General features: G+C 73.6%; 12 protein-coding genes. 1 reads left to right on the forward strand and 11 read right to left on the reverse strand.

What is annotated here, in order from left to right:
• Positions 1-66: 66 nt before the first annotated feature.
• The 11 genes from BLASA_RS16120 to BLASA_RS16170 all read right to left on the reverse strand — a co-directional run bounded on the left by BLASA_RS16120 (position 67) and on the right by BLASA_RS16170 (position 11,901).
• Positions 67-399 carry a type II toxin-antitoxin system PemK/MazF family toxin gene (locus BLASA_RS16120; protein WP_014377275.1) on the reverse strand — a complete coding sequence of 111 codons (333 nt, stop codon included), beginning with the start codon at positions 397-399 and terminating at the stop codon, positions 67-69.
• 1 nt (position 400) lies between these two features.
• Positions 401-631 carry a ribbon-helix-helix protein, CopG family gene (locus BLASA_RS16125; protein WP_014377276.1) on the reverse strand — a complete coding sequence of 77 codons (231 nt, stop codon included), beginning with the start codon at positions 629-631 and terminating at the stop codon, positions 401-403.
• A 31-nt stretch (positions 632-662) separates the two neighbouring features.
• The gene (locus BLASA_RS16130; RefSeq protein ID WP_014377277.1) at positions 663-3,935 is read right to left on the reverse strand and encodes a DEAD/DEAH box helicase; all 3,273 of its coding nucleotides are present in this window, start codon (positions 3,933-3,935) and stop codon (positions 663-665) included.
• Positions 3,936-4,043: 108 nt separating this feature from the next.
• The gene (locus BLASA_RS16135) at positions 4,044-4,505 is read right to left on the reverse strand and encodes a hypothetical protein (RefSeq protein WP_041775807.1); all 462 of its coding nucleotides are present in this window, start codon (positions 4,503-4,505) and stop codon (positions 4,044-4,046) included.
• Positions 4,496-5,083 carry a helix-turn-helix domain-containing protein gene (locus tag BLASA_RS16140; RefSeq protein ID WP_041775808.1) on the reverse strand — a complete coding sequence of 196 codons (588 nt, stop codon included), beginning with the start codon at positions 5,081-5,083 and terminating at the stop codon, positions 4,496-4,498. The genes BLASA_RS16135 and BLASA_RS16140 overlap by 10 nt, the downstream gene beginning before the upstream one ends.
• A 93-nt stretch (positions 5,084-5,176) precedes the next feature.
• Positions 5,177-6,307: an aromatic ring-hydroxylating oxygenase subunit alpha gene (locus BLASA_RS16145; RefSeq protein WP_014377280.1), complete on the reverse strand. Its 1,131-nt coding sequence runs from the start codon at positions 6,305-6,307 to the stop codon at positions 5,177-5,179.
• Positions 6,304-7,455, reverse strand: a complete 1,152-nt coding sequence (gene solA / locus BLASA_RS16150; protein ID WP_014377281.1) for an N-methyl-L-tryptophan oxidase — start codon at positions 7,453-7,455, stop codon at positions 6,304-6,306. The genes BLASA_RS16145 and solA overlap by 4 nt, the downstream gene beginning before the upstream one ends.
• 2 nt (positions 7,456-7,457) lie before the next feature.
• Complete coding sequence (locus tag BLASA_RS16155) at positions 7,458-9,899, reverse strand: GcvT family protein (protein ID WP_014377282.1); 2,442 nt, start codon at positions 9,897-9,899, stop codon at positions 7,458-7,460.
• Positions 9,900-10,053: 154 nt separating this feature from the next.
• Entirely contained in the window at positions 10,054-10,827 is a 774-nt protein-coding gene (locus BLASA_RS16160) for an IclR family transcriptional regulator (RefSeq protein ID WP_014377283.1), read from the reverse strand.
• Positions 10,828-10,865: 38 nt separating this feature from the next.
• Positions 10,866-11,399, reverse strand: a complete 534-nt coding sequence (locus BLASA_RS16165; RefSeq protein WP_014377284.1) for an NUDIX hydrolase family protein — start codon at positions 11,397-11,399, stop codon at positions 10,866-10,868.
• Positions 11,400-11,436: 37 nt separating this feature from the next.
• Positions 11,437-11,901, reverse strand: a complete 465-nt coding sequence (locus tag BLASA_RS16170) for a hypothetical protein (RefSeq protein WP_014377285.1) — start codon at positions 11,899-11,901, stop codon at positions 11,437-11,439.
• Positions 11,902-12,100: 199 nt separating this feature from the next.
• Between BLASA_RS16170 and phaZ the strand changes: the two genes are divergently transcribed.
• Positions 12,101-13,339 (forward strand): polyhydroxyalkanoate depolymerase, encoded by a 1,239-nt coding sequence (gene phaZ / locus BLASA_RS16175; RefSeq protein WP_014377286.1) that lies wholly within the window; start codon positions 12,101-12,103, stop codon positions 13,337-13,339.
• Positions 13,340-13,360: the final 21 nt, after the last annotated feature.

The following is a 13,360-nucleotide window of genomic DNA, read 5'->3' on the forward strand; positions in this document are numbered from 1 at the left end:
GGCGCATCGAGCGCGGCCGATGGCGATCCGCCGCAACCGCAACACCTGGACGTCTCGCGCCGCCCGTCAGAGCGCCAGGTGCAGGCGCAGGGCGTCGTCGAGCACCAGCATGTGCTCCTCCGGCACCCGGCCCAGCACCGGACCGACCCGCTCGACCGCAACCGCCCGCACCTGCTCGGCCTGAGCCTTCGACTCGACGCGGAGCCCGCTGACTGTGGAAGGCAGAAACGTCTGGAAGGGGAAGACCCGCTGGACGTTGCTGCTCAGCGGGACCACGGTGACTACTCCGCGCCCCAGTCGTGCGGCGGTCGCGTTCGCCTGGTCGTTGCTGACCACGACGGCCGGCCGGCGCTTGTTGGCTTCACTGCCGCGCACCAGCTCGAGGTCGATCAAGCGCACTTCACCGCGACGCATCGACTATCCCGTCGGCCGTTGCCGGTTCCCAGACCGCCTGCTCCCCAGAGGCCGCCCATTCGTCCCAGGCCGCGCTGTAGTCGGCCTCCAGGTCGGGCTGAGGCAGCAGGTGGAGCGCGCGCCTGATCACCGCCGAGCGCGTCGTCAGACCCGACCGGCGGAGGTAGTCGTCCAGGAGCGCGACATCGTCATCGGTCAGGCTGACGCTGAGTTTCATCCCGCGATGCTACCGCGGTAGCACCCGAGGATCAGGCGAAGAGGCCACGGATGTCCTCGGCCGTCAGCGTCCCGGACAGGGCGCCGGCGTCGTCGTCCAGCACCCGGGTGAACAGGTCGCGCTTGCGCGCCTGGAGCGCCACCACCTTCTGCTCGATGGTGTCCGCGGCCACCAGCCGGTAGACCATCACCGCCTTGTCCTGGCCGATCCGGTGGGTGCGGTCGACCGCCTGCGCCTCCGCCGCGGGGTTCCACCACGGGTCGAGCACGTACACGTAGTCGGCCTCGGTCAGGTTCAGCCCGAACCCGCCTGCCTTGAGGCTGATCAGGAAGACCGGGGCGCGCCCGCTGCGGAACTCGTCGATCACCCGCTCGCGGTCCTTGGTGCGCCCGTCCAGATAGGCGTGGGGCAGGCCCGCGGCGTCCAGCCGCTGCCGGACCGTGCCCAGGAAGCCGGTGAACGAGCTGAACACCAGAGCGCGGTGTCCCTCGGCGACCACCTCCTGCAGGTGCTCGAGGAAGGCGTCGGCCTTGCTCGACCGCACCCCGGCGTACGCCTCGTCGAGCAGCGATGCATCCAGCGCCAGCTGCCGCAGCAGCGTCAGTGAACGGAAGATGGTGAACCGGTTGTTCTGCAGGTCGTCGACGAGGCCGAGCACCTTGCGGCGCTCCCGCTGCAGATGGGTGTCGTAGATCTTGCGGTGTTTCGGGTTGAGCACCACCTCCAGCACCTGCTCCTGCTTGGGCGGCAGCTCGGCGGCCACCTGCTCCTTGGTGCGCCGGCGCATCAGCGGCCGGATCCGTCGCCGGAGCGCGGCCAGCACCTCGGGGTCGCCACCGCGCTCGATGGGGAGCCGATAGTGCTCGGTGAACCGCTGCGGGCTCGGGAACAGCCCCGGGGCGACGATCGAAAGCATCGACCACAGGTCCATGAGGTTGTTCTCCACCGGCGTGCCGGTGATGGCCAGCTTGAACCGGGCGGGCACCCGCCGGGCGGCCGCGTACGTCTTGGCGGCGTGGTTCTTCACGAACTGAGCCTCGTCGAGCACCAGCCCGCTCCACGGCAGCCCGCGGTAGTCCTCCTCCCCGAGCCGCAGCAGCGTGTACGACGTGATCACCAGATCGGCGCCGTCGACCATCTCCTCCAGAGACATGCCGAGCTTGCGGCCGGTGGCCTCGATGGTCCGGACGACGAGGTCCGGCGCGAACCGCTCCGCCTCCCGCGCCCAGTTCGACACCACGCTGGTCGGGGCGACGACGAGCACCGGTGCGGTCAGCGTCCCGGCCTCCTTGGCCCGGCACACCAGCGCCAGGGCCTGCAGCGTCTTGCCCAGCCCCATGTCGTCGGCGAGCACGCCGCCGAGTCCGGCGTCCCAGAGCACGGAGAGCCACTGGTAACCCTGCAGCTGGTACGGGCGCAGCTGCGCGGCCAGACCCGCCGGCGCGGGCGGCAGCGGCGAGTCCTCGATCTCGAGCAGCGCCCGGACGTCGCGCAACCACCGCTCGCTCTGCTCGGCCACCACGCCCAGCTCGAGGAGCTCGTCCCAGAGCCCCGCCTGGTAGCGGCTGATCCGCAGGCCCGGCCGGTCGGCGTCCTGCAACGCCTGCGCCTCCTCGATCAGCCGGCGCAACCGGTCGAACTCCGGACGGTCGATGTCGAACCACAGCCCGCTGGCCAGCACCAGGTGCGACTCGCCCGCCGCCAGCGCCGAGAAGAGCAACGCGAATGGGATGTCCTCGCCGTCCACGGTGATCGTGACGCCGAGGTCGAACCAGTCGGTGTCCTCGCGGTCGGTGGCCGAGACCTGCACGACGGGGGCGGCCTCGGAGCGCCGGTAGTCCGGCGGCTCGCCGGTCACCTCGACCAGCACGCCGACGTCCGCCAGCCGCGGCAGCAGCTCGGTGACGAGGACCACGGTGTCCAGCCCGGACACCTCGGCGGTGGGGATCGGCCGCGGCTCCGGGCCGACGTGCCACACCCTGAGCAACCGCTCCGGTGGAGCGGGCAGGGCACGCAGCAACCGCTGCTCCTCGGCGGTGTCGCGTCCCGGATCCGCAGCAGCTGCGGCGTCCCGCGCCAGCGGGAACCGGCGGACGTCGTCCCCCGTGCGGTACAGCACCGACCAGTCGAGGCGGGCCCGGTGACCGCCGGAGTGCGTCACATCCAGGCGCAGCTGCGGGGGTGCGACCTCCGGCAGCTCCACCGATCCGTCGGAAGAACGCACCGGCAGGGCGCGGCGCAGTGCCGGGTAGAAGCCGGTCAGGAAGCGGGCCCGGTCGGCCGCGGACACCCGCAGCGGACCCGTGGTGACCAGCTTCGCGACGCGCCGGGGAACCCGCGCCAGTGGCACCAGCACCAGCCCGTCGTCGGCGAGGACATCCGGTGGCAGCCCGTCGGTGCCGGCGAACAGCGCGGCGCCGTGCGGTGGGCTGCCCAGCAGCCGCACAGACCCGACCGGAACACGGACGCCTCCCCCCAGCTCCACCACCGCCTGCACCCGCAGGTCGCCGTCGCCGTCCTGACACACGTCCACGACGAGCGCCCCCGGCTCGCCCGCCACCCGGACCCGCCTGCCCCGCGTGGTCAGCAGGGGCACGCCCTCGTCCACCACCCGCTGCAGGGCCGGCCACAGCGCCGGACCGAACTCCTCGAGCAGCACCGGGGCGTCTCTGGTGCCGTAGTGGTAGCCGGGACTGTCATCGGCGGCCTGGTGCGTCCGGTAGAGCTCGCGCAGCGCGGCCGCCTGCGCGGGATCCCGCTGCGAGTAGTAGTCGTACTGCAGGTTCCGCCAGGACACTCCCGTGCGAATCCAGCGGCCCTTGGCTCCGGGCACGACCGGACGCAGCCGCACCGACTCCTGCGCGTCCGCCGAGCCGGGGCCCGCTGGCTCGATGTCGAACTGCAGGCCCAGCGGGGTGCCTCGACCGGGCCCGGCCGGTGCGGACTCCACCAGATCGGCCAGCGCCTGCTCCCAGACCGGTGCGGGCGGCACCTCCGCCCGCACCCCGCTCAGGGCGTTCCGGGCGGCGATGAGCACCGCCGCGGCGTGCTTGCAATCCTCCCCGACCGGGCAGCTGCACTCCCCCCACCACCGAGCGTCCGCCTCGTCGAACTCCGCGACGGTGTCGTACCGGCGCCCGCCGCTGCCGACCACCACGGCACCGAGCTGTCCCAGCCGGCGCGAGTACGAGATGTCCGAGACCCGACCCTGCCGCGCGTACGTGGCGCCACGTCGCCACGACTCGTCCCCGACCGACCGGCGGACGACGGAATCGGTGAGCACCGGGAGCAGCTCTTGGAGCACCGCCCGAGGCTAGCGACGCCCGACGAGGCGGCGGCCGCCCGTCCACACCCGCGTGGACCTTTCGGCCCGGAGCCGGCGGACTGCGGCAGCGACAGTCGGCCGGCTCGGTCAGGGAACGGGATGGACGCGAGTACGACCGGCTGGGAACAGGACCGTGGCCGCTTCTGCGGCGGCGGTGGCCGCCGCGATGGTGATCGGCTGGGCGTTGTAGCGCTGCCGATTGCGGTCGCGACGCATCCGGTCGTAGTGCCGCGACGCGGCGTTCTCCGGCGGGGTGTCGAAGACGGCGGCCAGGAATCGGCCGAGTGCGTCGTGCTGACCGGGGCCGTGCGCGGTGCGGTAGCCGTACGCCGCGAGCATGGCTTCGCCGACGTCGTGCGCGGCGTCGTAGGCGAGGTTGTACTTGTTCTGCGCGTGCCGGACGTTCGGCAGGTCGGCCAGCGCCGTCTCGGCCTGCTCCAGGAACGCCGCGCAGCGACGCTCGTCGGTCGGGACGCGCTCGAGCCGGCGCGCCGCCACGAGCGCATCGACGCTGCGCTGCTGCCCGGTGGACAGCGGTATCACCGCCACGGCAGGTCTCCGACGACGCCCACCGTCGGGCTGTCCCGGACCTGGGCGAGGAAGCCACTGCGTTCCCCGATCTCCTCCGGCGTCATGATCGTCGGGTTGATCTCACGGCCGACCTGGTCACCGATCCGCTGACACGCGTCGTAGACCGCCATGGGGTCGGGGGTGCCCACGACCATGACGTCGATGTCGTTGGGCGCATTCCCGGGCTCACCACGCATCCGGGCGGCGAAAGAGCCATAGAGAAAGGCGGCCTCCACTCCGGCGATGTCGCGCAGCTCGGCGGCCAGCAGCGGGACCGGGCCGGCAGAGACCAGGAGCAGATCCCGGACCGGTTGGGTCAGAGGCGATCCGGGATTCGGGCGGACGAGCCTGGCCTGGCCGACTCGCCGCTCGTTCAGGAGACCCGCATCGAGCAGCCGGCGCACCTCTCGGTGGACCGTGCCATAGGCCAGTCCGGCCCGCTGTGCGAGCTCGTTCAGATTGAGCTCGTCCGCGCCGGACAGGAACAGCTCGGCCAGCAGCCGAGCTTGACCGTCCGAGCGGAACAACGGGGCCACGAGCGGCGGAGCGGTTCTCACAGAAACGGATACTACTGTTCATTAAACGGATACTCAACGCTGGTGAAGTAGCGAGGCCAACTCATCACGTTCGCACCGGTCCGTGGCGGACCGTCACCCCTCCCCGAGCCGCCCGCGCACCCAGTCGTGGAACAGCGCGAGGTGGTGCTCGACGGGGACCAGCACCCCTCCGGCGGCGTAGGCCCGCGAGCTCATCCCCGGCTGGGTGCGCTCGCAGGCGGCGAAGTCCTGCTGGTTGACCCGGTGGAAGAGCTCGACGGACCGGGAGACGTCCAGCCCGGCGGCGACCACCTCCGGCGCGTACAGCCAGTCGCACTCGACTCCCGTGCGGTCGACGGCCAGCGGGGTCATCCGCAGCAGGATCACGTGGTCGGGCACCAGGTTGAGGAAGACAGCGGGCTTGACGGTGACCGCGTAGTACCGGCGGTCCTGGTCCGGGTCGATCCCCGGGAGCGCGGGGAAGCCGGCACCACCGTCCACGGTGAAGCCCTCGGCGGAAACCGCGAACTCCGCCCCGTGCCCGACGTAGGACTGGGCGGCGTACCCGCGGCTGAACTCCGGCAGGACGTCGGTCAGCTCCGGGTGGATCGTCGCGCAGTGGTAGCACTCCATGAAGTTCTCGACGACGAGCTTCCAGTTGGCCGCCACGTCGTAGCGGATCCGCCGGCCCAGGGCCAGCCGTCCGACGTCGTACCCCTCGATCGCGGCCGGGTCGCCGAGCCGCTCGGTCACCGCCCCGACGACGTCGCCCTCGAAGGACGGCGGGGCGTCGGCCAGGCACACCCACGCGTAGCCGAGCCACTCCCGCAGGTGCACCGGCACCAGCCCGTTGGCCACCCGGTCGACGTCGGGCATCCGCGCCAGGTTGGGCGCGGCGACCAGCGCACCGTCGAGCCCGAACGACCACGCGTGGTACGGGCAGCGCAGCGTGCGGTGCACCTGGCCCGACTCCTCGGTGCACAGCTGGGCGCCGCGGTGCCGGCACACGTTGAGGAACGCCCGCAGGACGCCGTCCCGGCCGCGCACCACCAGCACGCTCTCCCGGCCGACCTGCACCCGCCGGAAGCTGCCGGGCGCGGCGACCTCGTCGGTGCGGGCGACGCAGCACCACATCGCCTCGAACACCCGCTCCTGCTCGCGGGCGAACAGCTCCGGGTCGGTGTAGTAGCGCCCGGGCAGGGTCGGCAGCAGGCTCGAGGAGGGAGCCGGGAGGGTCGTGGTCATGGGGTGGCCTCCAGGGCCGGCCGGCGGGGGTCGAACAGGTCGATCGGGTGCGTCGTGGAACCCGTGGTGGCGAGGTCGGCGAGCACCTCGCCGACCACCGGCACGAACTTGAAGCCGTGCCCGGAGAAGCCGCAGGCCACGGTCACCTGCGGGTGCCCGGGGTGCGGCGCGATCACGAAGTGCTCGTCGGGCGTGGTCGTGTACATGCAGGTGGCGGCCTTCAGCAGCACGCCCGGCAGGGTCGGCAGCACCCCGGCCAGGTGCCCGGCCATCGCCGCGACCTCCTCCGGGTGCACCTCCCGGTCGATCGTCGCCGGCGTGCACGGGATCCCCCGCCGGAAGAAGGCCACCTTCGCCCCGCCGTCCGGCCCGTCGATCGCCGGGAAGCCGTAAACCTGCGTGCCGTCGGCCGCCTCGTGGATGTAGACCGGGTGCCGGTCCGGCGTCCAGGCGCCGGTGCCACCGGAGGGCTGGAACCAGTACATGACCTGCCGCTCCACGGTCAGCGGGACGCCGAGGTCGGCCAGCACCTCCGGCGCCCACGAGCCGGGGCTGACCACGAGCGCGCCGGCCTCGTGCTCCCCCGCGGCCGTGCGCACCCGCACCCCGCCGCCCGGGGTCGCCGTCCAGGAGCACGCCGGCTCGCCGAAGCGCAGCTCCGCCCCGCGCGCGGCCGCCAGGTCGAGGTGCGCGGCCACGGTCGCCTCCGGGCGGGCGAACCCGGCGGCGGCCTCGACCAGCCCCACCTCGTCGTCGGCCGGGGTCAGCGTCGGGAACCGGCGGCGGACCTCGGCCGCGTCGAGCAGCTCGTGGGCCAGCCCCCATTCGCGGGCGGCCCGCAGGCTGCCGGCGACGGTGCGGCTGTCGGGCCGGCCGAGGAACACCCCGCCGGTGCGCACCAGCACGTCGGTACCGGAGTCGGCGCACAGCTGGTCCCACAGCTCGTAGGCGCGCAGCAGCAGCGGCACGTAGGCGGGGTCCTCGAAGTAGGCCTGCCGCACGATCCGCGAGCCGCCGTGGCTGGATCCCTGGTCGTGCGCCGGGCCGAACCGCTCCAGCCCGAGCACCCGCTGCCCGCGGGCGGCCAGGTGCGCGGCGGCTGCGCTGCCCATGCCACCCAGCCCCAGGACGATGACGTCGTGAGTCATGGTCAGCACCGCATCCGCGCGCCGGACGGGTCGACCGGCGGCTCGGCGGCCACCGTCGCGGCGACCGGCTCCCCGAACCAGTCGATGGTCACCGCGCGGCCCGGTTCGGCGAGCGACGCCGGCAGCCACGCGTAGGCGATCGACCGGCCGATCGTGTAGCCGAACCCCGCGCTGGTGACGTAGCCGACCGGCGTCCCGCCGACGCGCACCGGTTCGCGGCCCAGCACCGTCGTCGCCGGGTCGTCGAGGGTGAGGCAGGCCAGCCGCCGGTCGTGCGGACGGCGGTCCAGCGCCTCCTTCCCGACGAAGTCGCCCTTGCCGCGCCGGACGGCGAACTCCAGCCCCGCCTCGACGGGGTCGTGCTCGGTGGTCATGTCCACCCCCCAGGCGCGGTAGCCCTTCTCCAGCCGCAGGCTGTCGAAGGCCCGGCGGCCGGCGGCGACCATCCCGTGCGCGTGACCGGCCTCCCAGAGCACGTCCCAGAGCCGCAGCCCGGTGGCCGCGTCGGTGTACAGCTCCCAGCCGAGCTCGCCGACGTAGGAGACCCGCAGCGCGGTGACCGGCACGCCGCCGACGAACAGCTCCCGCGCCCGGAAGTACCCGAACGCCGCGTGCGATACCTCCGTACCGGTGAGCGACTGGAGCACGTCGCGGGACCGCGGCCCCCACAGCCCGATGCCGCAGGTGCCCGCGGTGGTGTCGCGCAGCTGCACCGACCCGTCGTCCGGAGCGTGCTGCCGGAACCAGTCGAGGTCCAGCGGGCCGTTGGCACCCACCTGGAACCGCTGCTCCTCCAGCCGGGCGACGGTCAGATCGCTGCGGATCCCGCCTGCGGCGTCCAGCAGCAGCGTGTAGGTGACCCGGCCGGCGGGCCTCGCGACGTCGTTGGTGGTCAGCCGCTGCAGGAAGTCGCAGGCGCCGGGGCCGGTCACCTCGATCCGGGTCAGCGGGGTGATGTCGTAGAGCGCGACCCGGTCGCGGGTGGCGAGCGCCTCGGCCGCCACGGTCGGCGACCACCACCGCGCCGCCCACGCGTCGCGCGGTGGCAGGTCCAACCCCTCGGCCAGCGGCGCGTTGGCCTCGAACCACAGCGGCCGCTCCCAGCCGCCGGCCTCGCCGAGGACGGCGCCGAGCTCCTGCTGCCGCGGGAAGAACGGGCTCGTGCGCAGCGAGCGCAGCACTGCGGCCGGGGCCAGCGGGTGGACGACGTCGTAGACCTCGACGAACTGCTGCGCCCCCCGCGCGGCCACGTACTCCGGCGAGAGCTGCACGTCGACGAACCGGTGCAGGTCGCACTCGTGCACGTCGGTGCGCGGCTGCCCCTCGACCAGCCACTCGGCCAGCGCCTTGGCCACCCCGGCCGAGTGGGTCACCCACACTGCCTCGGCGACCCAGAACCCGGGCAGGTCGCGGTGCTCGCCGAGCAGCGGCATCCCGTCGGGGGTGAAGGAGAAGACGCCGTTGATGCCTGCGGATACCTCCGTCTCGGCGAGCCCGGGCAGCAGTACCAGGCTCTGCTTCCAGGCGTCGGCGAAGTCGTCGGGGGTGAAGGGCAGGCAGCTGTTCGCGTGCTCCTCGGCGTCCTGCGCGCTGACCGGCATCGGCCGGTGGCCGTAGGAGCCGATGCCGATCCGGTCGCCGTGCTCGCGGTAGTACAGGTCGGCGTCCTGGTGCCGCAGGATCGGCGCGCTGATCTCCTGCACCGCGCCGGCCAGGGCCGGCACCGGCGCGGTGGTGGCGTACTGGTGCGCCAGCGGCTGCAGCGGCACGGTCAGCCCGGCGAGCCCGCCGACGTCCGGGCCCCAGAAGCCGGCGGCGCAGACCACGACGTCGGCCGGCACGAAGCCCTGGTCGGTGTGCACGCCGCTGACCCGGCCGTGCTCCTCGGCGACGCCGGTGACCCGGTGCCGGGCGAGGAAGCGAGCCCCCCGGTCGATCGCCCGCCGCGCCTGCGCCTCCCCGGCCGGTACCGCGTGCGCGAGCCCGTCGCTCGGGACGTGCAGCCCGCCCAGCACGGCACCCGGGTCGAGCAGCGGGTGCAGCCGGGCGCACTCGCCGGGGTCGACCAGCCGGGCCTCGATCCCCCAGGAGGTGGCCAGCCCGTGCCGGCGGGCCAGGTCGGCCCAGCGCTCGGGTGTCGTCGCCACCTCCAGCCCGCCGACGGGCCGGAAGACCGGTGCGCCGTCCAGCTCGAGGCCGCCCAGCTTGCCGATCGTGTAGCGCGCGAACTCGGCCAGCGTCTTCGACGGGTTGGTCTGGAAGACCAGGCCCGGGGCGTGCGAGCTCGATCCGCCCGCCGCGAACAACGGGCCCCGGTCGAGCACCGTGACGTCGGTCCAGCCGCGTCCGGTGAACTCGTCGGCCAGCGAGCACCCGACGATCCCGGCGCCGATGACGACGACCCGGGGAACGACGCGGGACCTCCTGCGGGGAGCCATGTCCATGGCCACGCCCTTCGTTCGTTGCGGCTTCCGCAACTGCTCGCGGAATGCGCAACAGCCTCCGAACGGGGTCCGCCCCCGTCAAGAGCGGACGGCGCGTCGCCGCGCGTCCTGACCCGGCGGTCATCCCGCCGACACGGAGCGCCGCCTCCGGCCCTCAGCCGAGCTGCCGACCGGTTCCCGTGGCGACCACGCACAACCGCTCGGCCACCGCGGCAAACCGATCCGCGGGCAGGCGGTAGGAGGGGGCGGAGACGCTGAGCGCGGCGACCAGCCCGCCGTCCGGCGCGCACACCGGCGCGGCCACCGCGTTGAGGCCCAGCTCGAGCTCGCCCTCCGTCGCCGCCCAGCCCCGGGTGCGGACCTCGGCCAGGACCCGGTCGAGAACCGCGGCGTCACTGATCGTCGCCGGGGTGTACCGCTCGAGCGGGGCGGACGACAGGGCCCGGCGGGCGGCCGCCGGCCCGAACGCGAGCAGCACCTTGCCGCTGGAGGTGGCGTGCAGCGGCGTGCGCCGACCGACCCAGTTGAGCACGCCGACCGAGGCGCTCCCGTGCACCTGGCTGATGTTGACCGCGCTGTCGCCGTCGAGGACCGCGAGGTTGACCGTCTCGTCGAACTCGGCGGCCAGCCGCTCGCAGGCCTCGCGCCCCAGCCGGGTCAGGTCCAGCTGTGCCGCGCTGGCCCCGGCCAGGCGCACCAGCCCGAACCCCAGCCGGTAGGTGCCCCGCTCCCCCAGCTGCTCGACCAGGCCGTGTGCCTCCAGTGTGGCCAGCAGCCGGGAGGCGGTGGACTTGTGCACCCCCAACTCGGCCCCGAGCTCGGTGACGCCGGCGTTGCCGCGGTCGGCCAGCACGGCGAGCATCGCCAGCGCACGGTCGACGGACTGGACCAGCGCCGGCTGCCCGTTCCCGTCCACACCGTTGCGCATGTCGCAACGCTAGCGGAGCGGCTGCGGACGAGCGGCGGTCAGACGCCCAGGTGCGCCAGCGCCTGCAGCAGCAGCGCGCTCTGCCCGTTCGCCAGCTCGGCGAGGACGCCGGGGTCGCGGGCCTCGTCGGGTGCGAACCAGGTCAGCTCGAGCGCGTCCTGCTGCGGCGCGCAGTCGCCCGCGACCGGGACGACGTAGGCCAGCGACACCGCGTGCTGGCGCGGGTCGTGGAACGGCGTCACCCCGGGCGTCGGGAAGTACTCGGCCACGGTGAACGGCTGCGGCGCGGGCGGGATCCGCGGGAGGGCCAGCGGACCGAGGTCCTTCTCCACGTGCCGCACCAGGGCTGCGCGGACCCGCTCGTGGTACAGCACCCGCCCCGAGACCAGCGCCCGCTTGATCTGCCCGTCCTCGCCGGCCCGCAGCAGCAGCCCGACGGCGGTGACCACGCCGTGGCCGTCCACCCGCACCGGCACCACGTCGACGTAGAGGATCGGCAGCCGCTCGCGCGCGGCGTCCATGTCCTCGCGGGAGAGCCAGCCGGCACCGGTCGCCGTCGTCACGTCCGTCATGGGGACTGTCTAGCGCACGCCCGCGCCGACACCCCGATCAGTCGCCGACGTAAGCGCCGAAGCCGAAGTGCCGCTCGCCGTCCTCGTCGACCTGCACCAGCACGGTGTAGGCCTGCCCGCCGATGATCGCGGCGCAGGTGTCGCCGTCGCACTCGACGGTCTCCACCTCGCCGCCCTGCCCGGCGATCGCCTCGACGACGGCGGCCTCCGTGGCCGCGTTGTCGTCGTCGATCCCGCCGCGCCACAGGATGAGCCCGGCGATCGCGATCGCGGCCACGACGACGGCCACCATGGCGGCGATCAGCAGCCCGCTGTTCCGCTGCGCCCAGCCGGGGTCACCGGACGGGCCGGAGGCGATGACACCCGGCGTGACGCCGGAACCCACGCCGTCGGCACCCCCTGCCGCGGCGAAGGTCGGGGGCACGACGATCTCACCGGGCCCTGGCTCGCCGGAGCCGCTCGCGCTGCTGCCGGCCTCGGGGTCCGGGTGGTGGCTGCTCAACGGGTACGTCCTTCGTCCTGGTCGGGGAGTCGATCGAGGGCCGTTCCCGTCACATGCGCAGGAACCCGCCGCTCCACCGACGGAGGGTTCAGGCTATTCGCCTCCGGGGCGCGGATGACATGCGGCGCTCCGCGCATCCGGCCGCGGCCCCGGCTACCGTGATGTGACCCACGTCGCACCGACAGGACAAGGCGGGCCCATGCTCTACACCGCGTACGAGTGGAACCGGCGGGCCGGAGCCCCCGTCGTGGCCGCATCACAGCTGACCGCGCGGGCGCTGGACGCGCTCCCCGCCCCGCTGGTCCGCACGCCCGGTCTCCGCCATGTGCGCGCGGCGTGCGACATCGTCGCCCACGCACGAGCCACCCACGAGCGCCCGGCATTCGGCATCACCTCCGTGCCGGTCGACGGCGAGACGGTCGCCGTGCGCGAGCGCCCGACGATGCAGACGCCGTTCGCCACGCTCCTGCACTTCGAGAAGCCCGAGGTTCCCGGCCAGCCGCGCGTGCTCGTCGTCGGCCCGATGTCCGGGCACTTCACGACGCTGATCCGGCCCAGCATCCGCACGCTGCTCTCCGACCACGACGTGCACGTCATCGACTGGCACAACGCGCGCGACGTTCCCGTCGAGCACGGCGCCTTCGGGTTGGACGAGTACATCGAGCACGTGGTGGCGGCCCTGCGGTACCTCGGTCCGGACACCCACGTGGTCGCCGTCTGCCAGCCCGCGGTCCCCGTCCTGGCGGCCGTCGCGCTGCTCGCGGCCGCGGACGACCCCGCCCAGCCGCCGAGCATGACGCTGATGGCCGGGCCCGTGGACACCCGGGTGAACCCCAACCGGGTCAACACCGCGGCCGTCGACAAGCCGCTGTCCTGGTTCGAGCGCCGCGTCGTCGACACCGTGCCCCGGGGCCACGCCGGGGCCGGCCGGCGGGTCTACCCGGGCATCGTCCAGCTGACCGCGTTCATGTCGATGAACCCGAAGCGGCACCTGACCGCGCACGCCCAGCTCTACCGGGACATGGTCGCCGGCAACACCGCACGGGCAGCCGCCACCCGCGCCTTCTACGACGAGTACGGCGCGGTCATGGACGTGCCCGCGGAGTTCTACCTGGAGACCGTCGACCGCATCTTCAAGCAGCACCACCTGGCCACCGGCCGCTTCACCTGGCGCGGCCGGCACGTCGACCCCGGCGTCATCCGGCACACCGCCCTGCTCACCGTGGAGGGCGCCCAGGACGACATCTGCTCCCCCGGGCAAACCGTGGCGGCCCACGACCTGTGCACCGGGATCCCGGCGGAGGACAAGCACCACCACCTGCAGCCCGGGGTCGGCCACTACGGCGTCTTCAGCGGCTCCCGTTGGGAGGCGGAGATCTACCCGGTCCTCCGCGGCTTCATCGAGCGTGCCGCCGAGCGGCTCGCCGCGCCGGCCTGAGCCCTACGACAGAGCGGCCCG

Source organism: Blastococcus saxobsidens DD2 (assembly GCF_000284015.1).
Taxonomy (GTDB): domain Bacteria; phylum Actinomycetota; class Actinomycetes; order Mycobacteriales; family Geodermatophilaceae; genus Blastococcus; species Blastococcus saxobsidens_A.